Below are 25,998 nucleotides of genomic sequence, written 5' to 3'. Positions count from 1 at the left end.
GCAGGGTGTCTTCTGTATCAGCCGAATGGCCTTAACCATCAAAAAAGACAAACAATGACTAAACTTTACAGCTTTTTCAACAGTTCCGCCTCTTATCGTGTTCGTATTGCTTTGGCACTAAAAGGCATTCAGTACGATACCGCAGGCATTAATATTCGAGTGGGTGAACAGAACGATCCCGGGTTTTGCAAACTGAACCCGATGGCCCTGGTCCCTGCCCTGGCGGATATTCCTGAAGGATCTATTGGCCAGTCGCTGGCCATTATTGATTACCTGGACCGGAAATACCCCAACGTTGCCCCGCTTATCCCTGAAGATATCGCACAACGCGCCCTGGTTCTGGAAATCGCCTATGGCATTGCCTGCGATATCCACCCCGTTAACAATATGCGTATCCTGAAGTACTTAAGCAAAGACCTTCAGGTCAGCGAGGAACAAAAACAGGCCTGGTACGCGCACTGGATCGCGACGGGCCTGCAAGGTATTGAAGCCTTGCTTGAAAAAGCCGGCTCTGGTAATTTCTGTGTTGGCGATACGCCTACCCTGGCCGACTGCTGCCTGATTCCGCAGCTGGCCAACGCCATTCGCATGAAATGCGATGTGAGCGCCTATCAACGCTGCCTTAAAGTGTACGGGCATTGCATGGCCATGCCCGCCTTCAAGGCGGCTGCACCCGAAAACCAGCCCGATTACATCGCACCGGCTACTGCCTGATGGGTCTTGTGCCCACGCGGGAGCATGGGCACGAGTAGTAGCGTGCGCACGAAAGGAAGATTGTCTTGTGCCCACGCTCCTGCGTGGGCACACAAACAGGCGTGGGTAAAATCCCGCTTCTTCTTATTACCGGGATGCCTCTGCCAGGTGCCCAAGAAAGGCCTCCAGCGTATCTGACGGGGGTTCGTTCTGACGCCAGAAAATACCCACACTGCCTTTTTGTTCGATTTTGGGCAAATCCAGAATAAGCAGCTGCCGGTCCCTGGCAAAACTTTCAGCCAGCCGCTGCGATAAAATTCCCACCATATCGCTACCCTGCAACATGCGAACCGTGGCGCTCATGGAGCCCGATTCAACATAATTGGCTGGCATCATCATGCCCAGGTCCACCAGGGCATGGTCAATACTGCTTCGGATGGGGGTGCCGGTAGGCCAGACAATCCAGTAATAATCACCAAGCTGTGCCCAGTCAATATTTGACTGGCCCGCCAGGGGATGTCCAGGCCTTGCCACAAAACAGATGGGTTCGGTATACAGGACCTTGTAATTCAGCGGCAATTGCAGGGCACTGCCCCCCACCCGGCCAATGACCGCATCAATATGACCGGAAACCAATTGTTCCAGCAAAGGTGTCATGACGCTTTCAATGATTCGTACATGAACATTGGGGTAGTCCTTGAGCAGGGCCAGCACGGCCTTTGACACGACATCGGTGGCCACCGGCGAGCTGCCAATCATGAGCGAACCCTGGATACCTTCCTTGAACAGCTCTATGTCCCTGGTGGAGCGCTCCAGGTCATTGACCAGCCTTCGCGCATGCTTGACCACCAGCAAGCCCCCCGGCGTGGGCCGGATACCTTTGCTATGCCTTTCGAACAGCGGCATGCCGATTTCTTCTTCCAGACCAGACAGCCATTTCGACAGGGCCGGCTGGGTAATGTTCATGAGCTCGGACACCCGGGTCAGATTTTTCTGCTCGGCCAGCGCCACCAGTGTTTTCAGGTGATGAAATTTAAGTTTAGCAATCCAGCTCATGATTAAAACCGACCGTTATATTAAAAACAAATAGCAAGCGCAAAAATACCGCTTTGCGCCGTATTTTTACATAACTATCAACAAGGGGCCTTATTTTCTGATCACCGTTTCCTGCGGGATTTTTTCCAGCAGGCTGTCAAGATCGCCATAAACCCGGTCCATCAGTTCTTTGCCAATTCTTTCCTCCAGCGCGTTATGCCGGTTTTCAATCAGTGGCTTGATCCGGGCCAGCAAAGCCAGCCCTTTTTCGGTCAGGTACACTTCCTGCCTGCGCTGGTCCTGCTGCGAACGGCTGCGACTGATCAGGCCTGACTGTTCCATGCCCGTCAGCATCCGAGTCAGGCTGGGGCCCAGCAACATGCAAACACTGGAAAGCTGGTTGGGCTCCAGGGGTTCTTGCTCTCCCAGGGCACGCAGCACCCGCCATTGCTGGTCGGTCAGGCCTTCGGCATGCAAAAGAGGACGAAAATGCACCATGAGCGCTTCACGAACGGAAAGCAGCAAATAGGGCAAGCTGCGGTAAGACGATGCGCTCATTTGGCCTTCACCCCCTTGGGAACATAAACCTCCTCCCGGTGAACGTCATGTGACACGAAACCAATATCATTTTCAGGCATGGCCAGAAATTCGGGCTTGTCCAGCGTTTGACGGATATCCATCAGGCCCGATTGCCAGTGGTCTTTCATGCTGGCAAGTCCAAACTGATAATCCTTATTATGGCGTTCGTAAGGGCGGTCGCGGTAAATCAGCTGAATGACATTGTATTTCCGCTTGTCGGCCAGCTCTTTGATCTTGGCCAGCGAACCATTCTCAGGTAATTTTTCAGGGGGCACCAGTTCCAGCAACTTGCCAATGGCATGACGCATTTCCTGAACCTGCTTCCAGTAATCGGTCAGCATACGGGTCCGGCTGGAATATTGAATTTCCTTTTGCCGGTCATTCACCTGTTCCATGTTTTGTGGAACATGCCCGCGGGCACTCCAGAGATCAACCTGGAACACCAGGGTATCGCGGCTGGGTTTTGCGCCCAGCACATAGGTAAGTGGCGTATTGGAAACGATGCCGCCGTCCCAATAGTAATCGCCGTCAATTTCCACCGGGGCAAAGGCCGGGGGCAGTGCGCCCGAGGCCATGAAATGCTCTGCCCGCAACTCATGGCATTCGTTGTCAAAATAGACAAAGTTGCCGGTACGCACATTCACTGCGCCCACAGAAACATGAATATCGCATTTGTTGCTGTTGATACGGTCAAGATCACAGAATTTTTCCAGCGTATGTTTCAGGGCCGACGTGTCGTAATAACTGGCCTGTTCGGGCGTGCCATGCCCCACCATGGCCGGTGGCGGAATGCGAGGCTTGTAAAAACCGTTCTGGCCATCAAAAATGGCACTTAAGCCGTACATGTTACCAAGACCGATCTTGAACCAGTCATGCATATTGAACAGGCCCTGTTCAAAAAACGGCAACATGGACATGCCCAAATTGGGCTGGCAGATGGTTTCCCAGAACTGATGCAGTTTTTCAACGCGATCTTCTGGGGCATTCCCGGCAATAATGGCGGTATTCAGGGCACCAATAGAGATCCCGGAAATATGATTGGGCATGATGCCCGCTTCATTCAGACCCTGGTAGACCCCGGCCTGATAAGCACCCAGCGCCCCACCACCCTGCAATACCAGGGCGATGCGTTCATAATGAGGCAAATTCAATGACTTCTCCGAACAATAACAAAAACAATTTAGTGCATATACCAGCCGTGGCTGACCGTAATTGACTGGCCGGTAAGGGCTTTATTAGGGAACGCTGCCAAAAACAAGGCGGTTTGGGCAATATCTTCGGCGGTGGTGAATTCCCCGTCTACGGTGCCGCCGAGCATGACATTTTTAACCACTTCTTCTTCAGAAATACCCAGTTCTTTGGCCTGTTCGGGAATTTGTTTTTCAACAATGGGGGTACGCACGAATCCGGGGCAAATGACATGCGAACGGACATTGTGTTCGGCCCCTTCCTTGGCCAGTACGCGAGCCAGGCCCAGCAAACCGTGCTTGGCGGTTACGTAAGGGGCTTTCAGTTTGGAAGCCAGGTGAGAGTGCACCGAACCCATATAAATAACCACCCCGCCACGTCCTGAAGGATACATGTGATTAAGCGCGGCCTTGGTGGTCAGGAATGCGCCATCCAGGTGAATCGCCAGCATCTGTTTCCATTTGGCGTAATCGAATTTGTCGATGGATTCGATGGTTTGAATGCCCGCATTGGACACCAGAATATCAATCGAGCCAAACTCGGCCACCACGGCTTCAACGCCCTGGTTGACCTGATCTTCACTGGTCACGTCCATGGCAACCCCAATGGCTTTGCCACCGGCATTGATGATTTCATCAGCCACTTTGTTGGCCCCGTCAATGTTCAGGTCGGCAATGCCAACCGCTGCACCTGCCCTGGCATAGGTCAGGGCGATTTCACGGCCCAAACCACTGGCGGCTCCGGTCACCAACGCCACTTTTCCATTTAACGAGGTTTGTACTTCTGTTGTCATGCTTAACTCCATTCCTGTTTGGTTTTAATTGAATGATCTTAATGCCATTTGATGTAATTATTTTGAATCCGTCATGAATCCGGCCTATATTTACAAATATTAATGCACAAAAAAGCATAGCATAGGTTCAGGCTTCAAACCTGTTTGCCTGCAACACCGGCAGCTGATATTGCTCATCAGGAACAGTGATGCAAGCTAAAAATGGCTCAGTACGCTACGCCCCAGGTCTCACACACGGCCCGGCGGATGAGATGGCTGTTCTTATCAGTTTCATATTCGGCCGGATAAATATAGCTTAGACGCGAACGCATATCATACCCGGGCACCAGGGCAATATTTTTGCCTGCCTTGATGGCCCGATAGGCTTCACGAGAAGGGATCAGCGTGATGGCCAGGTTGCTGGCAACCAGTTCTATGCATAAATCAATATCATCACAAACCAGTGCGGTTTGCGGTGAAAGCTTGTGCTGATGCCAGAAGCGGTTGCTGATTTTGTCACCGGCCGAAAAAGCCGGACGCTCTATCCAGGTGGCCGTCCTGAAAAACGTCCTGGGATCTTCAATGGCTTCGGCCAGCCGCTGCACGGCCACGATCAGCACATAATGCACCTCGTCCAGTTCAATGGAATACACCGTGCGGTAAGGGTTGTCACCCAGAAAAAAACCGGCGTCGAGCTCTTTCTTGCGGACCTTGTTCAGGACCTCGCCGCTAAGGCTGTTTTCCACATGCAAGTACAGGGAGCTGTCCAGTTCCAGAATGCGGTTGAGCAAACGGCTTAGCATTTGCCGGTCAACCGATTGGATAATACCCAGTTTTGCCTGCTCTACATAAGTGGATGAAAGGCTCAGGGCAAAAACATCAAGCTCACGCATTTGCTGCAGGATGGATTCAGCCTTGGGTAAAAAAGCCTCACCGGCCGGCGTCAATTTCATGCCCTGGGTATTGCGTTCAAACAAATTTACGTCAAGGTTGCGCTCGATAGCCTTGATTTGTGCGGTTACGGCAGGCTGTGACAGGTGCAGGGATTCTGCTGCCTGTGTCAAATGCCCGTAATGGGCCACTGCCACAAAACTTTTCAGTTGGGTCAGATCCATTTATCCTCCTGGGTACTTCATTTAAATATAAACTTTTTTAATAATTGTTTTTCAGTGTTTTTTGATCATTTCATGACGCCTGTTAAGGGCGTTATTTTTTACCGCGTTTTTATTGTACGCCCGTGCCACAAAAATTTTTTCGAAGTACCGTAATTATTTTTTGATTTAAATCAAAGAGTTTACTCCGCGAACTTTTTACATATTGCCTAAATCTCCCGGAAAATAAAATCAAATCATTGATTTTATTGAATTTTTTCACCCATCATAATTAGAGCAAATAATAATAATCAAAAAAGAAAATTAGAAAAGCCCGCCCTGTCTCCTTTACATTACGCAAAGTCCAATAACAACAAAGCAGTCCCTTCTTTTTTAAAAAACAGTTTTACTTTACCGGAGACATAAAGTGGATAAACTGACACAAAGGGTATTGGATAACCCTGAGTTCCAAAAAATGGCACACCAGAAAAGTGTGCTGGGATGGAGCTTTTCCATCCTCATGTTTAGCATCTATGTGGTTTACATCATGTATATCGGGGTCAGCCCCGAATCCTTCGGGGTCCCTGTAGAAACCAACAGCATTACCACCTGGGGCATTTATATTGGCCTGTTCGTGATTTTGTTTGCCATTGCGATTACCGGCATTTATGTGCATAAAGCCAATGGCGTTTTCGAAGAAACCACCCAACGCGTGATTCGTGCCGTACAGGAGCAAAACCATGAATAAGCATTTACTGGCCCTGCTGGCCGGCCTGTTCAGCACCTCGGCCTGGGCCGACGCCCTGACCGGTGAAGTTGAAAAGCAACCCATGAACATTCCGGCCATTATCATGTTCTTCCTGTTCGTGGCTGCCACGCTTTACATTACGTATTGGGCTGCCCGTAAAAACACCACCGCCAGCGATTTCTACACGGCCGGTGGTGGTATTTCCGGCTTTAAAAATGGCCTGGCGATTGCGGGCGACTACATGTCCGCGGCTTCTTTCCTGGGCATTTCCGCCATGGTGTACACCACCGGCTACGATGGCCTGATTTACTCCACCGGCTTTCTGGTTGGCTGGCCCATTGTGCTTTTCCTGATTGCAGAACGCTTGCGCAATCTGGGCAAATTCACCTTTGCCGATGTGGCTGCCTATCGCCTGAAGCAAACCCCGGTCCGCCTTTTTGCGGCTTCGGGCACCCTGCTGGTGGTCATGATTTACCTGATTGCCCAGGTAGTGGGCGCAGGCAAGCTGATCCAGCTGCTGTTTGGCATGAACTATATCTGGGCCGTGCTTATCGTGGGTGTGTTAATGGTCATGTATGTGCTGTTTGGCGGCATGCTGGCCACCACCTGGGTTCAAATCATCAAGGCGGTCCTGCTGTTGTCAGGGGCCACGTTCATGGCATTCATGGTATTGAAAATAGCCGATTTCAGCCCTGAGATCATGTTTAAAAAAGCCACCGAAGTTCATGAAAAAGGGACCTCTATCATGAGCCCGGGCGGACTGGTGAAGAACCCGATTGACGCCCTTTCACTGGGCGTGGCCTTAATGTTCGGCACCGCAGGCCTGCCCCATATCCTGATGCGCTTTTTCACGGTGAAAGATGCCAAGCAGGCACGTAAATCCGTGTTTGTGGCAACCGGCTTTATTGGTTACTTCTACATCCTGACCTTCATTATCGGTTTTGGCGCCATCATGCTGCTTACCAAAGATCCGCAGTTTTTTGAAACCGTGGTCAAGGACGGGGTTGAAGTGACCCAAATTATCGGGGGCACCAATATGGCAGCCGTGCATTTGTCCAATGCCGTGGGTGGCAATATTTTCCTGGGCTTTATTTCTGCGGTTGCCTTTGCCACCATTCTGGCCGTGGTTGCCGGTCTGACGCTGTCAGGAGCTTCTGCCGTCAGCCATGACCTGTACGCGTCGGTCATTATGAAAGGCAAGGCCCGTCCACACGATGAAATGCGCATTTCCCGTTTAACCACCCTGGTGCTGGGTGTGCTGGCCATTATCCTGGGAGTTGCCTTCGAAAACCAGAACGTGGCCTTCATGGTGGGCCTGGCCTTTGCGCTGGCCGCATCCGCCAACTTCCCCATCCTGTTCCTGTCCATGTTCTGGAAGAACCTGACCACACGGGGTGCCGTGGTGGGTGGCTTTAGTGGCCTGATTGCCGCAACTGTCCTGATTGTGCTGGGACCAACGGTATGGGTTAGTGTGCTGCATAATGACGCGCCCATCTTCCCGTATGGCAACCCGGCCCTGTTTACCATTCCCCTGACCTTTATCGTGGCATGGCTGGTTTCCGTTACCGACACCTCTGAACGTGCCAAACTGGACAAAGCGGGCTTCCAGGCACAATATGTTCGCTCAATGACAGGAATTGGCGCATCGGGTGCCGCGCAACATTAAAATAAAATGAAGCCGGATAGTTGACTGTCACCTATCCGGCAACGATTGAATTTTAACTAAAACACAAGGGACAAATCATGTCAGCAATTGAATCAGTATTGAAAGAAAGCCGGGTCTTCCAACCCAACGATGATTTTGTAAATAACGCCAATATCAGCAGCGATGCCTACAACGCGCTGTGCAACAAGGCCAATGAAGATTACGAGGGCTTTTGGGCAGATGCCGCCAGGGAGAACCTGACATGGAAAAAGCCTTTTACACAGGTACTTGATGAAAGCAAGGCCCCTTTCTATAAATGGTTTGCCGATGGTGAGCTGAATGCCTCCTATAACTGCATAGACCGTCATCTTATCGACAAAGCCAACAAAACCGCCATTATTTATGAAAAAGATGATGGCCAGAGCGAACACATTACCTACCAGCAGCTGCATGACAGCGTCTGCCAGTTTGCCAATGGCCTGAAAAGTCTGGGCGTGCGTAAAGGCGATCGCGTGGTTATTTACATGCCCATGACCGCCGAAGCCGTGATCGCGATGCAGGCCTGCGCCCGTATTGGTGCCATCCATTCCGTGGTTTTTGGTGGTTTTTCTTCAGGTGCCGTGCGTGATCGCATCAAGGATGCCGAAGCCAAGATCATTGTTACCGCGAATGAAAGCGTGCGTGGCGGCAAGTTCACCCCGCTGAAATCAACCGTTGACGAAGCGCTGTCGCATGGCGACTGCACCAGCGTTGAAAAAGTGATCGTGCTCAAACGCACCGATAGCGACACGCCCTGGAACGAGTCGCACGACCTCTGGTGGCACGATGTCATCCAGGGCCAGGCCAGTCAGTGCGAACCCGAATGGATGAACGCCGAAGACCCCCTGTTCATTCTGTATACCTCGGGCAGTACCGGCAAACCCAAAGGGGTTCAGCACAGTACTGGCGGTTATCTGCTGGGCGGCGTTTTATCCATGCGCTGGGTGTTTGATTACAAATCCAATGATGTGTTCTGGTGCACGGCCGATGTGGGCTGGATTACCGGCCATACCTTTATCTGCTACGCACCGCTGGCCGTGGGTGCCACCCAGATCGTGTTCGAAGGCGTGCCTACTTACCCCGACGCCTCCCGCTTCTGGCAAATGATCGAAAAACACAAGGTCACCACTTTCTATACCGCCCCTACCGCCATCCGTTCCCTGATCAAGCTGGGCCCCGATTTGCCTGGCAAGTTTGACCTTTCTTCATTGCGCCTGCTGGGTTCCGTGGGTGAGCCCATCAACCCCGAAGCCTGGATGTGGTATTACGAAACCGTTGGCCAAAGCCGCTGCCCCATTGTGGACACCTGGTGGCAAACCGAAACCGGGGCGCATATGATTGCCCCCATTCCCGGTGCTTTCTCCATCAAGCCCGGCTCATGCACCCTGCCGTTGCCCGGCATTATGGCCGATATTGTTGATGAGTCCGGTGCCTCGGTAGAACAAGGCAAAGGCGGCTCGCTGGTTATCAAGCGACCTTTCCCGTCACTGCTGCGCACCATCTGGCGCGATGATGCCCGCTTCGCCTCAACCTATTTCCCCGATGAGTTCGGTGGCAAGATGTATCTGGCCGGTGATTCTGCCTATCGCGATGAACAAGGTTATATCTGGATCATGGGCCGTATTGACGACGTCCTGAACGTTTCCGGACACCGCCTGGGCACCATGGAAATTGAATCGGCCCTGGTGGCCAACCCGCTGGTGGCCGAGGCCGCCGTGGTTGGCAAGCCGCACGACGTCAAGGGCGAAGCGGTGGTGGCCTTTGTGGTATTGAAAGGCAATCGCCCCGAAGGCGATGAGGCCCAAAAAGTGGCTGCCGAACTGAAGAGCTGGGTGGCTCATGAAATTGGCAAGATTGCCCAGCCCGATGACATCCGCTTTGGTGAAAACCTGCCCAAGACCCGCTCAGGCAAAATCATGCGCCGCCTGCTAAGAACCCTGGCCAAGGGTGAAACCGTTACCCAGGACATTTCCACCCTGGAAAACCCACATGTAATGGAGCAGCTAAGCGAAAGCATTTAAACATTCCCCTCCCATGGAGGGGTGGCGCGAAGCGCCGGGGTGGTTCTAGCCTAACCAAACCGCCCAACGAAGCACCAAATAATTCCCCTCCCGCGGAGGGGTGGCGCAAAGCGCCGGGGTGGTTCTAGCCTAACCAAACCGCCCAACGAAGCCCCAAATAATTCCCCTCCCGCGGAGGGGTGGCGCAAAGCGACGGGGTGGTCTGCATTCCCACGCAGGAGCGTGGGAACGAGTACGACGAGTACGAGTACGGGGTGGTATGCTTATTTCACTTCAATATTGCGCAGGCGGATATGCAGCTCACGCAATTGTTTCTCGTCTACGGCAGAAGGCGCCTGGGTTAGCAGGCATTGTGCACGCTGGGTTTTCGGGAAGGCAATCACGTCACGGATAGAATCGGCGCCGGCCATTAATGTGACCAGGCGATCCAGGCCGAATGCCAGGCCACCGTGCGGAGGAGCGCCGTACTGCAGCGCATCCAGCAGGAAGCCAAATTTTGCACGGGCTTCTTCAGCGTTGATTTTCAGGGCACGGAATACCTTGCTCTGGACTTCTTCACGGTGAATACGAACAGAGCCGCCGCCCACTTCCCAGCCATTAAGCACCAGGTCATAGGCCTTGGCATAGGCTTTGGAAGGATCGGTCTCGAGGTAGTCTTCATGACCGTCTTTGGGACTGGTAAAGGGATGATGTGCAGCGGTATAACGCTCTTCTTCCTCGTCGTATTCAAACATCGGGAAGTCAACAATCCACAGGGGTTTCCAGGTTTTTTCAAACAGACCGTGTTCTTTGGCAAAATCGCTATGGCCCAGCTTGACGCGCAGGGCACCAATCGCGTCGTTAACCACTTTGGCCTTGTCGGCACCAAAGAACAGGATATCGCCATCCTGGGCACCGGTACGTTTGATGATTTCTGCCAGGGCCGCATCGTGAATGTTTTTCACAATGGGTGACTGCAGGCCATCACGGCCCTTGGCCACTTCATTGACCTTGATCCAGGCCAGGCCCTTGGCACCGTAAATAGCCACGAATTGGGTGTAGTCGTCGATTTCCTTGCGTGACAGGGCCGCACCGTTGGGTACGCGCAGGGCAACCACACGGCCACCTGCCTGGTTGGCAGCACCCGAGAAGACTTTGAAATCAACGTCTTTCATGACATCGGTCAATTCAGTGAACTCAAGTTTCACGCGCATGTCGGGCTTGTCTGAACCAAAGCGGCTCATGGCTTCATCCCAGGACATGATCGGGAAAGTGGCGTCAAGATCCACACCTTGCACAACCTTGAAGATATGACGCAGCATGCCTTCAAAAATTTCACGGATCTGCTCTTCGTTCAGGAACGAGGTTTCGCAGTCGATCTGGGTGAATTCGGGCTGGCGGTCGGCGCGCAAGTCTTCGTCGCGGAAGCATTTGGTGATTTGGTAATAACGGTCGAAGCCGGATACCATTAACATTTGCTTGAACAGCTGCGGAGACTGTGGCAGCGCAAAGAACTGGCCATCATGAACACGGGAAGGTACCAGGTAATCGCGGGCACCTTCTGGCGTGCTCTTGGTCAGCATGGGGGTTTCAATATCGATAAAACCCAGGTTGTCCAGGTACTTGCGCACCTCAATGGAAACGCGGTAACGCAACATGAGGTTGCGCTGCATTTGCGGACGACGCAGGTCAAGCACACGATGGGTAAGGCGGGTGGTTTCTGACAGGTTGTCGTCATCAAGCTGGAACGGCGGGGTTACCGAGGCGTTCAGGACTTCAACTTCACGGCACAGGATTTCAACCTCGCCGGACTTCAGCTCGGGGTTGATCGTGCCTTCGGGACGGTTGCGCACCAGACCGGTAATACGGATACAGTATTCATTGCGAATGCTTTCGGCAATTTCAAATGCGGCTTCATTGTCGGGATCAAAAACGATTTGGGCAAGCCCTTCACGATCGCGCAAGTCGATAAAAATAACGCCACCATGATCGCGACGACGATGCACCCAACCAAATAATGTAACGGTTTGATCCAGGTGATCAAGACAAACCTGACCGGTATAGCAGGTACGCATAATTGAAATGCTCCGAAAAATCTGTAAACAATCGGCATTGCGCCAGCAATGCCGGTGATATTCTAGTTAAAAATCAAGCTGAAGTACTGCTGCTTCCTGATGTGGAAGCGGTACTGCCCGCTGACGTGGACGATGAGCCGGCACTGGCTGAGGCATCGCCGGAAGAAGCGCTGCCGCCACGGAAATCGGTCACATACCACCCCGTTCCTTTTAATTGAAAACCTGCTGCGGTAACCTGTTTGGCGTAGGTTTCCTGATTGCATTCAGGACAAACGGTAAGGGGTTCATCAGACATTTTTTGCAGCACATCCTGCTCATGACCGCAAGCGCTGCATTTATATGCATAAATTGGCACAGCTTAACTCACAAAAAAAGATACATGGGCAGGCCAAATACACCTTGCCCAATGTAATATCCAATAAAACCGTTTATTTTAACGTGTTTTTACAAGCCTGTACTTCCAAGAATCTGTACAGGCAATAAAAACATGATGGCCGCCATCAGTGTTGGCAACAATGCTGACACCAGCAGCCATTTTGGTGAAATCGAACCGTGGGGGAAGCAGCCGCGCAGGATGGAAAACCCGGCCGGGTTAGGCGCATTGGCAATCACGGTCAAGCCGCCCCCGGTGACCGCACCCGCCACCAGCATATAGCGCCAGATTTCGTTGGTGCCTTCCACCAAAGAGCCCAGATAGGTCAGGGCGGCATTATCGGTCACAGCCGTTAAGGCCATGGCACCCCAATACAGCACGGTGGGTGACATGCCACCCAGCAGGTCTTGCAGCCACCATTGCTGCAATCCGCCCAGAATGACCAGACCCGCCAGAAAGAAACCAACCATTAAGCCTTCACGAATCATGAGCCGGTCTTGATGGTGCTTATAGGCTTCGCAATAACCAATGAAAAGCATTAGCAGACCCAGGAAAATGGCTACATGGTGGGCAAACAAAACAATCCCGACCAGAAAAAGCAAATGTACCAGAATCACGCTAAAGGGTACTGGAGGGCGTGCCTTTTCAGCATTTTGGTTTTTGGGAGCATTGATGCCGCGCCCCGTACCGACCGCACGGGACTTGATGTCTTTGTGGCAAATCATGGTAATGATAAAAGCATTGGCAATCACGGCAACAGCCGCCTTCCAGCCAAAATGTGTGGCCATGTACAGGCTATCCCAGCCAAAGGTTTGCGCCACCATCAGTACCGGTGGCGCAGCGTAGGCGGTTAGCACGCCGCCAATAGAGACATTCACGAACAAAACACCCAGGGCCAGGTATTTGAAGCGCACATTGCCGCTACGGGTAAAAAAACCTTCCTTTAACATAAGTGCAGCCAGGGTCATGGCAGCCGGTTCGGTAATGAAAGAGCCAGCCAATGGCACCAGCGACAGGGTAATGAAAAACGTGGCCACTTCGGTTTGTACTGGCGCCACCCTGGCAATAAAGCGAACCACATCACTCACCAATTGAAGAATCGGACGGCTGGCCGCCACCACCATGATGGCAAACACAAACAGGGGTTCGGTAAAATTGCGGCTGTCCATGTATTCAACCGCGTTATTCATGCCACTGGCCAGTGCCATCACAACAATAAGAATGGCTGCCCAGACACCAAACACGCCTTCCACTTCAGACAGCAGATGCCACATGCCCGCGTGCGGGCCATTCCTGTGAGCCAGCTTTGCAAAATAAGAAACCGAAAAAGTATGAATAATGGCGATTGCAAACAAAACCGTTGCAAGTGTCTCTATATAACCGGGCATACGAAATGAACCTGAAAACAAGGTGACCAATCAAACAGAAGGCAGCCAAAAAAAACAGCGATTGAAGTGCCCGATCTGTTACCAAAGGAAATGATTGTATATGAAACAAACGCTGTCAAACCACCCTGGCGCGGTTGCGCAACATACTTTTGCAATTTATTCGCCGACTGACCGCAACCGCCCCGGTTTTGCCGCGAACCTTATAAACACGTTAAAATGCGGCTACTTTCACCTGAACCAATGCGCAAAATTAATGACTGTTAACACCCAACAACCCGATTTAAGCGATATTCACCATAACGACTGGGTCAAGCGGTACCTGCCCGCCTCTTGGGGGCCGTATGCCCGCATCTGCCGACTGGATCGCCCCATTGGCACCTGGCTTACCCTGCTGCCTTGCATCGCCGCCCTTATCCAGGCAGCCAACGGCCTGCCTGATTTCTGGCGCCTGTTTATTTTTTGCCTGGGCGCCCTGCTCATGCGCAGTGCGGGTTGCACCATTAATGATATTTGCGATCGCGATTTTGACAAACACGTGGCCCGCACCCGTTACCGCCCCTTAACCAGCGGCCAGATCACCCTTAAACAGGCGTATGTATTCCTGTTCGCCCAATTGGCCCTGGCGGCCAGCCTGCTGTTTTTCATTAACAGTTACAGCCGCTGGCTGGCCGTCTTGCTGGTACCCATTGTGTTTATTTATCCGCTTTGCAAAAGGTTTACCTACTGGCCACAGGCCGTGTTGGGTGTTGCCTTTAACTGGGGCATGTTAATGGCCTGGTCAGACACGCAAAACACCGTTCCCGCCGCAGCCATTGCCATGTGGCTGGGTGCCGTAATGTGGCAAATTGGCTATGACACCATTTATGCCTATGCCGACATGCAAGACGATATCAAACTCGGACTGCGTTCAACCGCCCTGAAATTTGGTGAAAAAGGCCTGATCTGGCTAAGCGGATTTTATGCGGCAACCTCCCTCCTGTGGATCTGGGCGGGCCTTGACATGGGTATGGGCTGGGGTTACGGCGTCTTCATGGCTATTATTGTGCTGCATTTTTTCTGGCAACTGTACACCTTCGACATTAACCGCCGGGATAAAAGCTTTGCCCTGTTTCGCGCCAATATCTGGACCGGAATCTTCCTGATTGCCGGCGCCCTGCTGGGTAGCGCTACCTCTATATAAATAATTTACTTTCATTGGGTTAACCTTTTTGATTTAATGGTTAACCCTAATATTGCACGGCCGTAAAAATCTATAACCTATGCTGTCATGAACAACCCATGACGGCAGAAAAAAATGGCCAACAATAACACTACCCTGGGAATCAAGGTTGATTCCACCCTGAAAGAACGTTTGCAGCACAATGCCAGCAAACTCAACTGCACCCCGCACTGGCTCCACAAGCAGGCCCTGCTGGCCTATCTGGACCAGATCGAACGGGGGCACACCCCCGAAGAACTGGCTCATTTGATACTCCAGCCTGGTGAAGGCGATCTTGAAATCCCTGACAATGATGCGGTTAATCCTCCGTTTTATGAATTCGGCCAGGATATCCAGCCCCAGTCCGTCTTGCGTGCGGCCATTACCTCGGCCTACCGTCGTCCCGAAACCGAATGCCTGCCCATATTGCTGGAGCAGGCACATATTGCCCAGCCCGAACAAACCCGGGAAATGGCCCTGTCGCTGGTGAAAGCCCTTAAAAACAAAAGCCCTTCAGGTGGCGTTGAAGGCCTGATTCAGGAGTTTGCCCTGTCCAGCCAGGAAGGGGTTGCCCTGATGTGTCTGGCCGAAGCCCTGTTACGCATCCCCGACAAAGCCACCCGTGACGCCCTGATTCGGGACAAATTAAGTCGTGGTGACTGGAAATCGCATATGGGTGGTTCTTCTTCGGTGTTTGTCAATGCCGCCACCTGGGGTCTGATGCTAACGGGCAAGCTGGTGGCGGTCAATAGCGAACAAAACCTTTCCTCGGCGCTTACCCGCTTAATCGGCAAGGGTGGCGAACCCCTGATTCGCCAGGGTGTAAACATGGCCATGCGCATGATGGGTGAACAGTTCGTTTCCGGACAAACCATTTCCGCCGCACTGGCCAACAGCCGTAAATTTGAAGCCCGGGGTTTCCGTTACAGCTATGACATGCTGGGCGAGGCCGCCACCACCATGGCGGATGCCCAACGCTACTATGACTCCTACGAACAGGCCATTCACGCCATTGGCAAGGCCTCACAAGGCCGTGGCATTTACGAAGGACCGGGCATTTCCATCAAGCTGTCCGCCCTGCATCCGCGTTATTCCCGTGCCCAGCGCGAACGGGTCATGACCGAGCTGCTGCCGCGCCTGGTCGCCTTAACCAAACTGGCCAAGTCCTATGACATTGGCCTTAACATTGATGCAGAGGAAGCCGACCGCCTGGAGCTGTCGCTGGACCTGCTGGAAGCCCTTTGCCACAACAGCGAATTTGACGGCTGGAACGGCATTGGCTTTGTGATCCAGGCCTACCAGAAGCGGGCGCCGTATGTGATTGATTATGTGATTGACCTTGGCCGGCGCACCCATCACCGCCTGATGATACGCCTGGTCAAGGGCGCTTACTGGGACAGCGAAATCAAGCGGGCCCAGGTGGAAGGTCTGGAAGGCTATCCGGTATATACCCGCAAGTCCTATACCGATGTGGCCTATCTGGCCTGCGCCCGCAAACTGCTTGACGCACCCGACGCCGTCTTCCCGCAATTTGCCACCCATAATGCCCAAACCCTGTCTGCCATTTATCATCTGGCCGGCAAAAACTATTACCCCGGCCAGTACGAGTTCCAGTGCCTGCATGGCATGGGAGAGCCGCTTTATGAAGAAGTGGTTGGGCCCAAAAAGCTGAATCGTCCCTGCCGCGTCTATGCCCCCGTTGGCACCCACGAAACCCTGCTGGCCTACCTGGTACGCCGCCTGCTGGAAAACGGTGCCAACACGTCTTTTGTAAACCAGATTGCCGACGAAAGCATTGATATCAACGCGCTGGTGGAAAATCCGCTGGAAACCGTTACCCGCATCACGCCACTGGGTGCCCCGCATGAGAAAATCCCCCTGCCGCTGGACATTTATCACTCCAGCAAACACGGCCTTGACAGCAAACGCCAGAATTCAGCAGGCATTGATTTAAGCAACGAACACCGCCTTGGATCCCTGTCTGCCGCCTTGCTGAACAGTGCCACCCAGGCCTGGCGGGCTGCGCCCACCCTTCTGCCCGAAGAAGCCTGGAATGACGGGCGCGCCATTGCCTGCCTGAACCCTGCCGATCATCGTGATGAAGTAGGCAAGGTGATCGAGGCGAGCGAGGATGACGTCCGCCAGGCCGTTGAGGCATCGGTGAATATGGCACCCATCTGGCAGGCAACCCCCATTAAGGAACGCGCACACTGCCTGCGCACCGCTGCCCAGCTCATGGAAAACAATATGCAGGTGATGCTGGGCCTGATTATCCGTGAAGCCGGCAAATCACTGCCCAATGCGATTGCCGAAGTCCGTGAGGCGGTAGACTTTTTGCGTTATTACGCCGAACAGATTGAACTGCACTTCAAGGAAGACGTCCATCGCCCGTTAGGGCCGGTGGTTTGCATCAGCCCCTGGAACTTCCCGCTGGCCATTTTCACCGGCCAGGTCAGCGCAGCCCTGGCAGCCGGCAATACGGTATTGGCCAAACCTGCCGAACAGACCCCCCTGATAGCCGCCCAGGCAGTGGCCATTTTGCATGCCGCCGGTATTCCACGTGAAGCCGTGCAACTCATGCCTGGCCAGGGTGAAACCGTGGGTGACCAGCTGGTTTCACACGAAGCCATCCGTGGTGTGATGTTTACCGGTTCTACCGAAGTGGCCCGCATCCTGGCCGGAAAACTCTCGGGCAGGCTTGACCCACATGGCCACGCCATTCCCCTGATTGCTGAAACCGGTGGCCAGAACGCACTCATTGTCGATTCATCGGCACTGCCCGAACAGGTGGTGTTTGATGTCCTGAATTCGGCCTTTGATTCGGCCGGCCAGCGTTGTTCGGCCCTGCGTATTTTATGCCTGCAGGAAGACGCCGCCGACCATATCCTGACCATGCTCAAGGGTGCCATGAAAGAACTCTCGGTTAGCCGGCCCGACCTGCTGTCTGCCGATGTGGGCCCCGTGATTGACCAGGAAGCCAAAACGGTTATTGAACGCCATATTGAAAAAATGCGTCAGGCCGGCCACCGGGTTGAACAGATTTCCCTGGACAAGAACACCGAGTTTGGCACCTTCGTTGCGCCTGCCCTGATTGAAATCAATGATATAGCAGAGCTGGAGCGTGAGGTGTTTGGACCTGTCCTGCACGTGGTTCGTTACCAGCGGCAGAATCTGGATACCCTGGTCGATGCCATCAACCATACCGGTTATGGCCTGACCTTTGGCATTCATTCCCGGATTGATGAAACCATTACCCACCTGTCCAACCGCATTCATGCCGGCAACATTTATGTCAACCGCAATATTGTAGGAGCGGTGGTAGGCGTACAACCCTTTGGCGGCCAGGGTCTGTCGGGTACCGGACCCAAAGCGGGCGGCCCCCTGTATTTGTTCCGCCTGCTGTCCCAGGGTAACGACCAGCTGCCCGCCCCCTTCAATCCGGGCCAGCCCGAGAGCCTGACGCTCTCACTGCCCGGCCCCACCGGGGAAGCAAACGTGTACCGCCTGGTACCCCGCGGAACGGTGCTGGCGTTTGCACAAAGCGAACAGGGCTTTACCACCCAGCTGCACCAGATTGGCGCCACCGGCAACCGTGCACTGTTTATTGACTCCCCCGATACCCGCCAATGGCTTGACAAGGCAGAGGCAGGCCTGCGTGAACAGGCCAGCCTGATTTCCGATAGCCAGCTTGACGACGCCGCCTTTGATGCCGTTTTGTTTGAAGGGGACAGCGACGACCTGCGCAACCTGAACCTGCGCCTGAGCCAGCGCAAGGGCCCCATTATGATTGCCTATGGATTAAGCCCGGAAGAAATCATTCAGGGCAAACAATACCCCTGGCTGGGCCTGGTGCATGAGCAAAGCATCAGCACCAATACCGCAGCGGCAGGCGGCAATGCCAGCCTGATGACCATCGGGTAATAAATAAACAAAAAGGCCCTGCTGAAATTGAATGAGAAGCCAGTCAATTACTTCTTGCGGTTTTCAATATCCTGCAGGGCCTGCTCAACCAGCTCTGGGCCGATCCGTTCTTTCCATTTATCAAAAACGGGTCGGGTTGCCTTGACGAAGGCATTATGCTGTTCGGGTGTCAGGCGGATTATCTCTACACCATGACTGGCAATTTCCTTTAACACTGAATCATCTTCAGGTGCAACCCCTTTACGGGCAATGGCAATTTCCTGCGTGGCGGCATCCAGTGCGGCCTGTCGGACAATTTCCCTGTCCTGTTCAGTCCAGCTGTTCCAAATGTTTTTATTCACCACAAACACCAGCGGATCATTCATATAATTCCACAGTGTCAGGTATTTTTGACCTGCGTCATAAAGCCTGGAACCCAGGTAAATGGACAGGGGGTTTTCCTGCCCTTCTACCGTCCCATTGGCCAGCGCAGGTTGTGCCTCGGCCCAGCTCATGGGCACTGGGCTGGCACCCAATGCAGTCAATATATCCATATACAGCGGTGCCCCCACCACACGCAGCTTCAGCCCTTTCATGTCTTCTGGCAATTGGATGGCCTGTCTGGCATTACTGATTTGGCGAAAGCCGTTTTCACCCCAGGCCAGTGGCACCACACCGGCTTTATCAATCAGCGCGAACAACTGCTTGCCCACCTCGCCCTGCACCAGCGCATCCAGTGCCGCATCATCGGGCAGCAGAAATGGCATGGAAAAAATATTCAGCTGACGGATTTGCGGTGACCAGTTAATGGTTGAACCTACGGCCATATCAATCACCCCCTGGCGAATGGCGGTAAATTCACGGGTTTGCTCTCCCTGAACCAGTGAGGCACCGCGATAGATCTTGATATTAATCCGGCCTTCGGTTCTTTCCCTGACCAGATCCGACCAGATTTGAGCCCCCTGCTCCCAGGGTGATGTCGCATTCACGACAATGGACAGCTTGTATTCCGATTTATAATTATTGGCCTGGGCACTGGTAACAGACAAACAGGCCATGGCTGCAAAAAACAATGAAAATGCCTTTACCAGGGCACTGAATTTCATTCTGGATTCCTTGAATTAATATTTAAATTTAAAACCTGAGAGCCTGGATACCTTGGCAAACGCATGACCGAACCCAAAAAAACACCCCGACACTGCGCTACTCCTTCAAGAATAAAACAAATCAGGTCATTCTATCTGAGCTGGCACAGTATGTAACTACGTATTTTCACTACACAAATAAACAACGGCACCGATAGCCCGATAAAACAATAACCCGGAAAATTAAATCAATACGTTCAAAGGGTTAACCCGCATAAATAATAAAATAAAACGACCACTCCATTCTTAGACTAAATAATTGATTTTTATCGGGTTAACCATTCATAACAATGGTTAACCCCAATATATTTACAAAATAAAAATCGGTAACCTAGCAGGCATTTTCAAAAACAGAAAAAGGAAGAACATGGGCAATTTAAACCCTATGATTATTACTTTCGCCATTTACCTTGTCGTGGTTATTGCGATTGGGTTCATCGCGTATTTTTCCACCCGGAATTTTGACGATTACATTCTGGGTGGCCGCAGCCTGGGCAGTTTCGTGACCGCCCTGTCAGCCGGTGCCTCGGACATGTCGGGCTGGCTGTTAATGGGCCTGCCTGGTGCCATTTACCTAAGCGGCTTGACCGAAGCCTGGATTGCCATTGGACTGACCGTGGGCGCCTACCTGAACTGGCTGCTCATTGCCGGACGTTTGCGTATTCATACCGAATACAATAACAACGCCCTAACCCTGCCCGACTATTTCCACAACCGGTTCGGGTCAGAAAGCCGCCTTATCAAAATTGTGGCCGCAACCATCATCCTTTTCTTTTTCACCATTTACTGCGCCTCGGGTATTGTGGCGGGTGCCCGTCTGTTTGAAAGCCTGTTTCATGTGGAATACGGCACTGCCCTTTGGCTGGGCGCAGGCGCAACCATTATCTACACTTTTATTGGCGGCTTCCTGGCCGTGAGCTGGACCGACACCATTCAGGCCAGCCTGATGATTTTCGCGCTTATCCTTACCCCCATCATGATATTGATTGGCTTGGGCGACTGGCAACAAGCCATGGCTTCCATCCAGGTTGCCGCCACTACGGCAGGCAAGGAATATTCCAGCCTGTTTGCCGGCACCACTTTCCTGGGTATTGTCAGCACCGCGGCATGGGGTCTGGGTTACTTTGGCCAGCCCCATATTCTGGCCCGTTTCATGGCTGCTGAAAGTGTTGGCGCCATGAAAAATGCCCGCCGTATTGGCATGACCTGGATGATCCTGTGTCTGGCCGGTGCCGTGGCGGTTGGCTATTTCGGTATTGCCTACTTCCAGGAACACCCCGAGCTGGCTGGCCCCGTGACCCAAAACCATGAGCGTATTTTCATTGAACTGGCCACCATCCTGTTCAACCCATGGATTGCCGGCATTATCCTGTCCGCCATTCTGGCCGCCGTGATGAGTACCCTAAGCTGCCAATTGCTGGTTTGCTCCAGCGCCATTACCGAAGACTTCTACAAAGGCTTCCTGCGTCCGTACGCCTCACAAAAAGAACTGGTCTGGATTGGCCGTTTCATGGTTCTGCTCATTGCCTTAATTGCCATCTGGCTGGCCAGCAACCCCAACAGCCTGGTACTGGGCCTGGTAGCCTACGCCTGGGCCGGTTTTGGTGCCGCCTTTGGTCCCGTTATCATCCTGTCTGTTTTCTGGAAACGCATGACGGGCAAAGGTGCACTGGCTGGCATGATTGTAGGGGCAATTGTGGTGGTGCTCTGGAAAAACTCGGGCATCAACCTGTACGAAATCGTGCCTGGCTTTATTGCCTGCTTTGCCACCATCATTCTGGTTTCCCTGTTTGGCGGTGAACCCCCCAAAGCGGTTGTGAAGAAATTTGAAGAGGCTGACAAAGCTTACAGGGCTGAAGTTTAAGCCCGTGACGGGGTTCACCCCAGGCTTGGTTCAAAAGCCTGGGGGGGGCTTTATGCAACCACCCCGTCAGGCTTTGTTTGGGGTCGTAACCTGTTACGCAACCACCCCGTCAGGCTTTGCCTGCCACCCCTCCGGAGGAGGGGAATTTTCCTTCTTCGTGGCATCGCTTGTGCTACACATTCCCCTGCGCTGAACTGACTCCCAAAGTTGAACACCCATTCAACCGTTGGGGGTCAGTCAGTATTTATTTCAGTGCCCGTTGCACGCGATGTTTCAGTTCGGGCAAGATTTCTTCTTCAAACCAGGGGTTGCGGCGCTGCCAGATGCGGTTGCGGGGCGAAGGGTGTGGCAAAGGTAAATACTGCGGCAGGTATTCTTTGTAATGCCGCACGGTTTCGGTCAGGGTTTTGTAGGCCCTGTCTTTAAGATAATAGCCCTGGGCATAGCGGCCAATCAGAACCGTTAAGACCACGTCAGGCATTTTTTCAAGCAGTCTTGCGTGCCACAGGGGCGCGCATTCAGGGCGTGGCGGCAGGTCGCCCGATTTGCCCGAACCCGGATAACAAAACCCCATGGGCACAATCGCCACCAGATCAGGGTTATAAAACTGTTCTTTGTCAATACCCAGCCAGTTGCGCAGGTTGTCACCGCTGGGGTCATTCCAGGCGATCCCGGTTTCATGCACTTTGCGACCCGGGGCCTGTCCGATTAACAGAATGCGGCTTTTGGAAGACGCGGCCAGAATTGGCTTTGCACCAAGCGGAAGATGGGGTTCACAGACCTTACAGGCCCGGACCTTTTCCAGCAACGGCACCATTGATGTTGAAACCATAAGTGCTCCTTGGGTTTACCGTACTTTACGGGGGTGAACAAGTATTTAAACGCCCAGATAGCGTGACCATAGGCTGCGGTCGTGCAACAGACCGACTGATGAGCCTTCCCATACCACACGGCCACGTTCCAGAATCACATGGCGGTCGGCCAGTGCCAGTAATTTTTCCAGGTATTTGTCAACAATAAGCGTAGTTTGGCCCTCTTGCCGCAATTTGGCAAGACAGGCCCAGATTTCGTCCCGGATAACGGGGGCCAGACCTTCGGTGGCCTCGTCCAGAATCAGCAGGCGCGGGTTGGTGGACAGGGCCCGGCCAATGGCCAGCATTTGCTGCTCGCCACCCGAAAGCTGGTTGCCCATATGCGAGGAGCGTTCTTTCAGCCGGGGAAAAAGGGCATAGATGCGCTCAATGTCCCAGCCATCGGCCCGCCCGTTGCGCTGGTCGGCAAAAGCCAGCAAATGCTCGCGCACGGTCAGGTTGGGAAAACACAGCCGCCCTTCGGGCACAATCGCAATACCCAGACGGGCAATGGCATCCGCCTTCAGGGACTGCACCGGCCGGCCATTAAAATGGATTTCACCCGACTTGCTGCGCAAATCACCCATGATGGATTTAATGGTCGTGCTTTTGCCCATGCCATTGCGGCCCAGCAAAGTGACGGTTTCACCGGCATGAATCGTAAAGCCCACTTCAAACAGGACCTGGCTGGCACCATAGCCGGCATTCAGGTTTTTACAACTTAGCAAAGGGGTTACGCTCATGCCTGCTCTCCGGTACCCAGATAAACCGCCTGCACTTGTGGATGACCCTGAATATGCGCGGCATCGCCCGAGGTCAGGACACGGCCATACACCAGAACGGATATCCGGTCAGCCAGCTGAAAAACGGCATCCATGTCGTGTTCGATCAGCAAAATGGCACAGTCCTGTCGCAAAGTGCCAATTAAGGCAATCATTTGCAACGAATCTTCTGGCCCCATGCCGGCCATGGGCTCATCCAGCAGCAACAGTTTGGGGCGCGAGGCCAGGGCCAGCGCGACATCCAGTTTGCGTTGCACACCATGCGGCAAGGTACCGGCCAGGTGGTTCAGGTAATCACCCAACCCGGTTTTTTCCGCCAATGCCAGGGCGCGCTGATGCAACGCGGCTTCATGGTCACGCTGGCCAAAAAAGCGGAAACTGGAGCCTTCATGCGCCTGGGCCGCCAGCATTAAATTGGCCCATACGGTTTGATCGGGAAATATACTGGTTACCTGAAAACAGCGCGACAAACCATGGCGTACCCGCTGGTTCATTGATTGGCCAACCAGCTCAACCCCATCCAGGGTTATCCTACCTTCATCGGGCGCAAACAATCCGGACACCAGGTTTACCAGAGTGGATTTACCGGCCCCGTTCGGGCCTATCAGGGCGTGAATTTCACCCGCTTCCACCCCCAGCTCAACATGATCGGTTGCCAACAGGCCACCAAATCGCTTGACCAGGCCTTGCACTTGCAGAAGACTCATTTGATGACCCTTTTACGACTGCCACCCGCAAACCCTGCCGGCAGCAGAAAAACCGACAACAGCAAGATCAGGCCCATGGGCCAGTGCCAGTAATCGGTATACAACTTGAGTACTTCGGCCAGGGTCAGCCATACCGCCACCCCCAAAGCCGGGCCCCAGCGATGCCCCATGCCACCCAGGATCACCATGACCAGCAAACCGGCCGATTCGCCAAACGACATCATGGACGGGCTGACAAAATTATTATTGACGGCCAGCATGGCACCGGCCAGCCCGGCAAATGCACCCGCCACCACAAAGGCCAGCAAACGAATGGCATACACCGGGTAGCCCATGGCGCCCATGCGCACTTCATTATCGCGAATACCCTGCAAGGCAAGACCAAAGCGTGAACCCGCCACCCGGCTGCCCAGGGCAAACACCAGAGCGGCCACACACAGCACGATCCAGTACAGGGCATGGGGAATGTCATTCAGCCAGCTGCCCAGTGAAAGCGGGGTGTAAATGCCGTAGCCGTCTTCGCCGCCATAGCGGTTGAACGATACCGCCAGGTAATACAGCATTTGCGCAAAAGCCAGTGTGATCATGATGAAATACATGCCACGGGTGCGAATACTGATGCTGCCAATCAGCAGGGCAAATAGCCCAGACACGCCCATGGCCAGCGCCCAGGCCAGCCATACGGAATCCTGCCCGCTATCGAGCAAAGCCACCAGTGTATAGGCGCCAATACCCAGAAAACCGGCATGCCCCAACGCCACCATACCCCCATAGCCAACCAGAAAGTTCAGGCTGCTGACGGCAATACTGTAAATCATGAGCCTTTGCACAAAACCCACGTAGTATTCCAGCCCCAGCAAGGGTGCCACCAGCGGGAAGACGGCCAGCAGCAACAGCACCACCCAGGGCAACAATAAAGACAGTCCGCTTTCCCGCCGTAAGTGCAATTGAAGCGGTACCACGGGCAACGTGGTTTGATGGTTATTTTGCATTGCTCAGCCTCTTGCCGGAAAAAGACCGGACGGCTTGAGCGCCAGTACGGTTGCCATCAGGATATACATGGCAATGCTGGCCAGCCCCGAAGCCAGGTCTGCCGCCAGATCGGGTGGCAACATGAGATGCAGCAGCGGCGGCAGGAATGCCCGCCCGGCGGTGTCGATAAGACCCACCAGCAAGGCCGCCACAAAGGCGCCCCTGACAGAACCGATGCCTCCAATCACAATCACCACCAGCGCCGGAATCAGGATGGCATCGCCCATGCCGATTTGCACCGAGCTGATGGGCCCCATCAAGGCGCCGGCCAGCGCGGCCAAGCCAGCCCCAAGTATGAAGACGAAAGAAAACACGCGGTCTACGCGAACCCCCATGAGTTCGGCCATGCGCCGGTTGGAAGCCCCGGCCCGTACAATCATGCCAAGACGGGTATGGTTCACCAGCAAATATAGCCCCAGCACCACCAGCAACCCTGCCACAATAAGCATGAGCCGGTAAGACGGGTAAGGCAAGGCACCAAAAAGCATAACCGGCCCCGACAGCCAGGCTGGCGTGGGTGCCATAATGGGCGAGGGGCCCCAGATGGCCCGTACCGCATCATCGGCCATCATGATTAAGCCAATGGTGGCCAGCACCTGGGAAAGATGGTCGCGCCGGTAAAGACGGCGCATCACCAGCAGCTCTACCAGCAAGGCCAGTATTTTTGTTGCGGCAACCGCCACCACAATGGCCAGCAGGAAACTGCTGCTGGCTTCGTGTACACGGGCCGCCAGATAAGCCCCCACCATGTACAGCGAACCATGCGCCAGGTTAAGCGTGTCCATGATGCCAAACACCAGGGTCAGGCCAGCGGCCAGCAAAAACAGCATCAGGCCGTAACCTATCCCGTTAAGCAATTGCTCAAATAGAAAAATCACATCCATCAATACTTC

General features: G+C 53.5%; 21 protein-coding genes. 7 read left to right on the top strand and 14 right to left on the bottom strand.

All coding sequences use genetic code 11. The annotated features are described in order from the left end of the window. Positions 1–54 precede the first annotated feature (54 nt). On the top strand, positions 55–714 hold the full coding sequence (gene maiA, locus IE074_RS06915) for a maleylacetoacetate isomerase (RefSeq protein WP_189384737.1): 660 nt from the start codon (positions 55–57) through the stop codon (positions 712–714). Positions 715–840: 126 nt separating this feature from the next. On the opposite strand, the gene IE074_RS06910 is transcribed toward maiA, so the two are convergent. The 5 genes from IE074_RS06910 to IE074_RS06890 form a co-directional block, all read right to left on the bottom strand. After that, positions 841–1,749: a LysR family transcriptional regulator gene (locus tag IE074_RS06910; protein ID WP_229793926.1), complete on the bottom strand. Its 909-nt coding sequence runs from the start codon at positions 1,747–1,749 to the stop codon at positions 841–843. Between the two features lie 90 nt (positions 1,750–1,839). Then, positions 1,840–2,286: a homoprotocatechuate degradation operon regulator HpaR gene (gene hpaR, locus IE074_RS06905; RefSeq protein ID WP_189384736.1), complete on the bottom strand. Its 447-nt coding sequence runs from the start codon at positions 2,284–2,286 to the stop codon at positions 1,840–1,842. Continuing rightward, entirely contained in the window at positions 2,283–3,458 is a 1,176-nt protein-coding gene (locus IE074_RS06900; protein WP_229793925.1) for a DUF3734 domain-containing protein, read from the bottom strand. Before IE074_RS06900 ends, hpaR begins: the two co-directional genes overlap by 4 nt. Positions 3,459–3,487: 29 nt before the next feature. Then, the gene (locus IE074_RS06895) at positions 3,488–4,288 is read right to left on the bottom strand and encodes a 3-hydroxybutyrate dehydrogenase (protein WP_189384735.1); all 801 of its coding nucleotides are present in this window, start codon (positions 4,286–4,288) and stop codon (positions 3,488–3,490) included. Between the two features lie 206 nt (positions 4,289–4,494). Beyond that, positions 4,495–5,382 (bottom strand): LysR family transcriptional regulator, encoded by an 888-nt coding sequence (locus IE074_RS06890; protein ID WP_189384734.1) that lies wholly within the window; start codon positions 5,380–5,382, stop codon positions 4,495–4,497. A gap of 403 nt (positions 5,383–5,785) precedes the next feature. Between IE074_RS06890 and IE074_RS06885 the strand changes: the two genes are divergently transcribed. The 3 genes from IE074_RS06885 to acs all read left to right on the top strand — a co-directional run bounded on the left by IE074_RS06885 (position 5,786) and on the right by acs (position 9,811). Then, positions 5,786–6,106, top strand: a complete 321-nt coding sequence (locus tag IE074_RS06885; protein WP_189384733.1) for a DUF485 domain-containing protein — start codon at positions 5,786–5,788, stop codon at positions 6,104–6,106. Then, a complete protein-coding gene (locus tag IE074_RS06880; protein WP_189384732.1) occupies positions 6,099–7,772 on the top strand; it encodes a cation acetate symporter in 1,674 nt (557 codons plus the stop codon). The genes IE074_RS06885 and IE074_RS06880 overlap by 8 nt, the downstream gene beginning before the upstream one ends. 77 nt (positions 7,773–7,849) lie before the next feature. Then, on the top strand, positions 7,850–9,811 hold the full coding sequence (gene acs / locus IE074_RS06875; protein ID WP_189384731.1) for an acetate--CoA ligase: 1,962 nt from the start codon (positions 7,850–7,852) through the stop codon (positions 9,809–9,811). 263 nt (positions 9,812–10,074) lie between these two features. On the opposite strand, the gene aspS is transcribed toward acs, so the two are convergent. The 3 genes from aspS to IE074_RS06860 all read right to left on the bottom strand — a co-directional run bounded on the left by aspS (position 10,075) and on the right by IE074_RS06860 (position 13,626). After that, positions 10,075–11,865: an aspartate--tRNA ligase gene (aspS, locus tag IE074_RS06870; protein WP_189384730.1), complete on the bottom strand. Its 1,791-nt coding sequence runs from the start codon at positions 11,863–11,865 to the stop codon at positions 10,075–10,077. Between the two features lie 73 nt (positions 11,866–11,938). Then, complete coding sequence (locus tag IE074_RS06865; RefSeq protein WP_373297786.1) at positions 11,939–12,172, bottom strand: FmdB family zinc ribbon protein; 234 nt, start codon at positions 12,170–12,172, stop codon at positions 11,939–11,941. Between the two features lie 137 nt (positions 12,173–12,309). Further along, positions 12,310–13,626 carry a putative Na+/H+ antiporter gene (locus IE074_RS06860; protein WP_189384728.1) on the bottom strand — a complete coding sequence of 439 codons (1,317 nt, stop codon included), beginning with the start codon at positions 13,624–13,626 and terminating at the stop codon, positions 12,310–12,312. A gap of 253 nt (positions 13,627–13,879) precedes the next feature. Here IE074_RS06860 and ubiA point away from each other — a divergent pair, with 253 nt between their 5' ends. Together ubiA and putA are read left to right on the top strand one after the other, a co-directional pair. Then, on the top strand, positions 13,880–14,806 hold the full coding sequence (ubiA, locus tag IE074_RS06855) for a 4-hydroxybenzoate octaprenyltransferase (protein WP_189384727.1): 927 nt from the start codon (positions 13,880–13,882) through the stop codon (positions 14,804–14,806). Between the two features lie 114 nt (positions 14,807–14,920). Next, on the top strand, positions 14,921–18,745 hold the full coding sequence (gene putA / locus IE074_RS06850; protein WP_189384725.1) for a trifunctional transcriptional regulator/proline dehydrogenase/L-glutamate gamma-semialdehyde dehydrogenase: 3,825 nt from the start codon (positions 14,921–14,923) through the stop codon (positions 18,743–18,745). A 47-nt stretch (positions 18,746–18,792) separates the two neighbouring features. On the opposite strand, the gene IE074_RS06845 is transcribed toward putA, so the two are convergent. Next, positions 18,793–19,830 (bottom strand): DctP family TRAP transporter solute-binding subunit, encoded by a 1,038-nt coding sequence (locus tag IE074_RS06845; RefSeq protein ID WP_189384723.1) that lies wholly within the window; start codon positions 19,828–19,830, stop codon positions 18,793–18,795. Positions 19,831–20,236: 406 nt separating this feature from the next. On the opposite strand from IE074_RS06845, the gene putP reads away from it, so the two are divergent. Beyond that, on the top strand, positions 20,237–21,733 hold the full coding sequence (putP, locus tag IE074_RS06840) for a sodium/proline symporter PutP (protein WP_189384721.1): 1,497 nt from the start codon (positions 20,237–20,239) through the stop codon (positions 21,731–21,733). 244 nt (positions 21,734–21,977) lie between these two features. Here putP and IE074_RS06835 read toward each other — a convergent pair whose 3' ends face one another. From IE074_RS06835 to IE074_RS06815, 5 genes are read right to left on the bottom strand one after another with little or no spacing between them, the layout of a single operon-like run. Then, on the bottom strand, positions 21,978–22,565 hold the full coding sequence (locus tag IE074_RS06835; RefSeq protein WP_229793924.1) for a uracil-DNA glycosylase family protein: 588 nt from the start codon (positions 22,563–22,565) through the stop codon (positions 21,978–21,980). Positions 22,566–22,610: 45 nt separating this feature from the next. Continuing rightward, the gene (locus tag IE074_RS06830) at positions 22,611–23,327 is read right to left on the bottom strand and encodes an ABC transporter ATP-binding protein (protein ID WP_189384719.1); all 717 of its coding nucleotides are present in this window, start codon (positions 23,325–23,327) and stop codon (positions 22,611–22,613) included. Continuing rightward, positions 23,324–24,073 (bottom strand): ABC transporter ATP-binding protein, encoded by a 750-nt coding sequence (locus IE074_RS06825; RefSeq protein ID WP_189384717.1) that lies wholly within the window; start codon positions 24,071–24,073, stop codon positions 23,324–23,326. The genes IE074_RS06830 and IE074_RS06825 overlap by 4 nt, the downstream gene beginning before the upstream one ends. Then, complete coding sequence (locus IE074_RS06820; protein WP_189384716.1) at positions 24,070–25,065, bottom strand: branched-chain amino acid ABC transporter permease; 996 nt, start codon at positions 25,063–25,065, stop codon at positions 24,070–24,072. The genes IE074_RS06825 and IE074_RS06820 overlap by 4 nt, the downstream gene beginning before the upstream one ends. A gap of 3 nt (positions 25,066–25,068) precedes the next feature. Beyond that, the gene (locus IE074_RS06815) at positions 25,069–25,989 is read right to left on the bottom strand and encodes a branched-chain amino acid ABC transporter permease (RefSeq protein WP_189384714.1); all 921 of its coding nucleotides are present in this window, start codon (positions 25,987–25,989) and stop codon (positions 25,069–25,071) included. Between the last annotated feature and the right edge of the window lie 9 nt (positions 25,990–25,998).

The sequence above is a fragment of the Advenella faeciporci genome (genome assembly GCF_014652395.1).
In the GTDB taxonomy this organism is placed as follows: domain Bacteria; phylum Pseudomonadota; class Gammaproteobacteria; order Burkholderiales; family Burkholderiaceae_B; genus Advenella; species Advenella faeciporci.
Note: the sequence above shows the minus strand (reverse complement) of the source record. Positions and strands in the feature narration are given on the sequence as shown.

What these genes read in the sequence shown, in the direction of transcription:
- IE074_RS06860 (WP_189384728.1), bottom strand. Translation starts at nt 13,626, where the DNA reads ATGCCCGGTTATATAGAGACACTTGCAACGGTTTTGTTTGCAATCGCC.
- IE074_RS06815 (WP_189384714.1), bottom strand. Translation starts at nt 25,989, where the DNA reads ATGGATGTGATTTTTCTATTTGAGCAATTGCTTAACGGGATAGGTTAC.
- ubiA (WP_189384727.1), top strand. Translation starts at nt 13,880, where the DNA reads ATGACTGTTAACACCCAACAACCCGATTTAAGCGATATTCACCATAAC.
- IE074_RS06830 (WP_189384719.1), bottom strand. Translation starts at nt 23,327, where the DNA reads ATGAGCGTAACCCCTTTGCTAAGTTGTAAAAACCTGAATGCCGGCTAT.
- putP (WP_189384721.1), top strand. Translation starts at nt 20,237, where the DNA reads ATGGGCAATTTAAACCCTATGATTATTACTTTCGCCATTTACCTTGTC.
- IE074_RS06895 (WP_189384735.1), bottom strand. Translation starts at nt 4,288, where the DNA reads ATGACAACAGAAGTACAAACCTCGTTAAATGGAAAAGTGGCGTTGGTG.
- aspS (WP_189384730.1), bottom strand. Translation starts at nt 11,865, where the DNA reads ATGCGTACCTGCTATACCGGTCAGGTTTGTCTTGATCACCTGGATCAA.
- IE074_RS06890 (WP_189384734.1), bottom strand. Translation starts at nt 5,382, where the DNA reads ATGGATCTGACCCAACTGAAAAGTTTTGTGGCAGTGGCCCATTACGGG.
- IE074_RS06825 (WP_189384717.1), bottom strand. Translation starts at nt 24,073, where the DNA reads ATGAGTCTTCTGCAAGTGCAAGGCCTGGTCAAGCGATTTGGTGGCCTG.
- acs (WP_189384731.1), top strand. Translation starts at nt 7,850, where the DNA reads ATGTCAGCAATTGAATCAGTATTGAAAGAAAGCCGGGTCTTCCAACCC.
- IE074_RS06835 (WP_229793924.1), bottom strand. Translation starts at nt 22,565, where the DNA reads ATGGTTTCAACATCAATGGTGCCGTTGCTGGAAAAGGTCCGGGCCTGT.
- maiA (WP_189384737.1), top strand. Translation starts at nt 55, where the DNA reads ATGACTAAACTTTACAGCTTTTTCAACAGTTCCGCCTCTTATCGTGTT.
- putA (WP_189384725.1), top strand. Translation starts at nt 14,921, where the DNA reads ATGGCCAACAATAACACTACCCTGGGAATCAAGGTTGATTCCACCCTG.
- hpaR (WP_189384736.1), bottom strand. Translation starts at nt 2,286, where the DNA reads ATGAGCGCATCGTCTTACCGCAGCTTGCCCTATTTGCTGCTTTCCGTT.
- IE074_RS06880 (WP_189384732.1), top strand. Translation starts at nt 6,099, where the DNA reads ATGAATAAGCATTTACTGGCCCTGCTGGCCGGCCTGTTCAGCACCTCG.
- IE074_RS06845 (WP_189384723.1), bottom strand. Translation starts at nt 19,830, where the DNA reads ATGAAATTCAGTGCCCTGGTAAAGGCATTTTCATTGTTTTTTGCAGCC.
- IE074_RS06910 (WP_229793926.1), bottom strand. Translation starts at nt 1,749, where the DNA reads ATGAGCTGGATTGCTAAACTTAAATTTCATCACCTGAAAACACTGGTG.
- IE074_RS06820 (WP_189384716.1), bottom strand. Translation starts at nt 25,065, where the DNA reads ATGCAAAATAACCATCAAACCACGTTGCCCGTGGTACCGCTTCAATTG.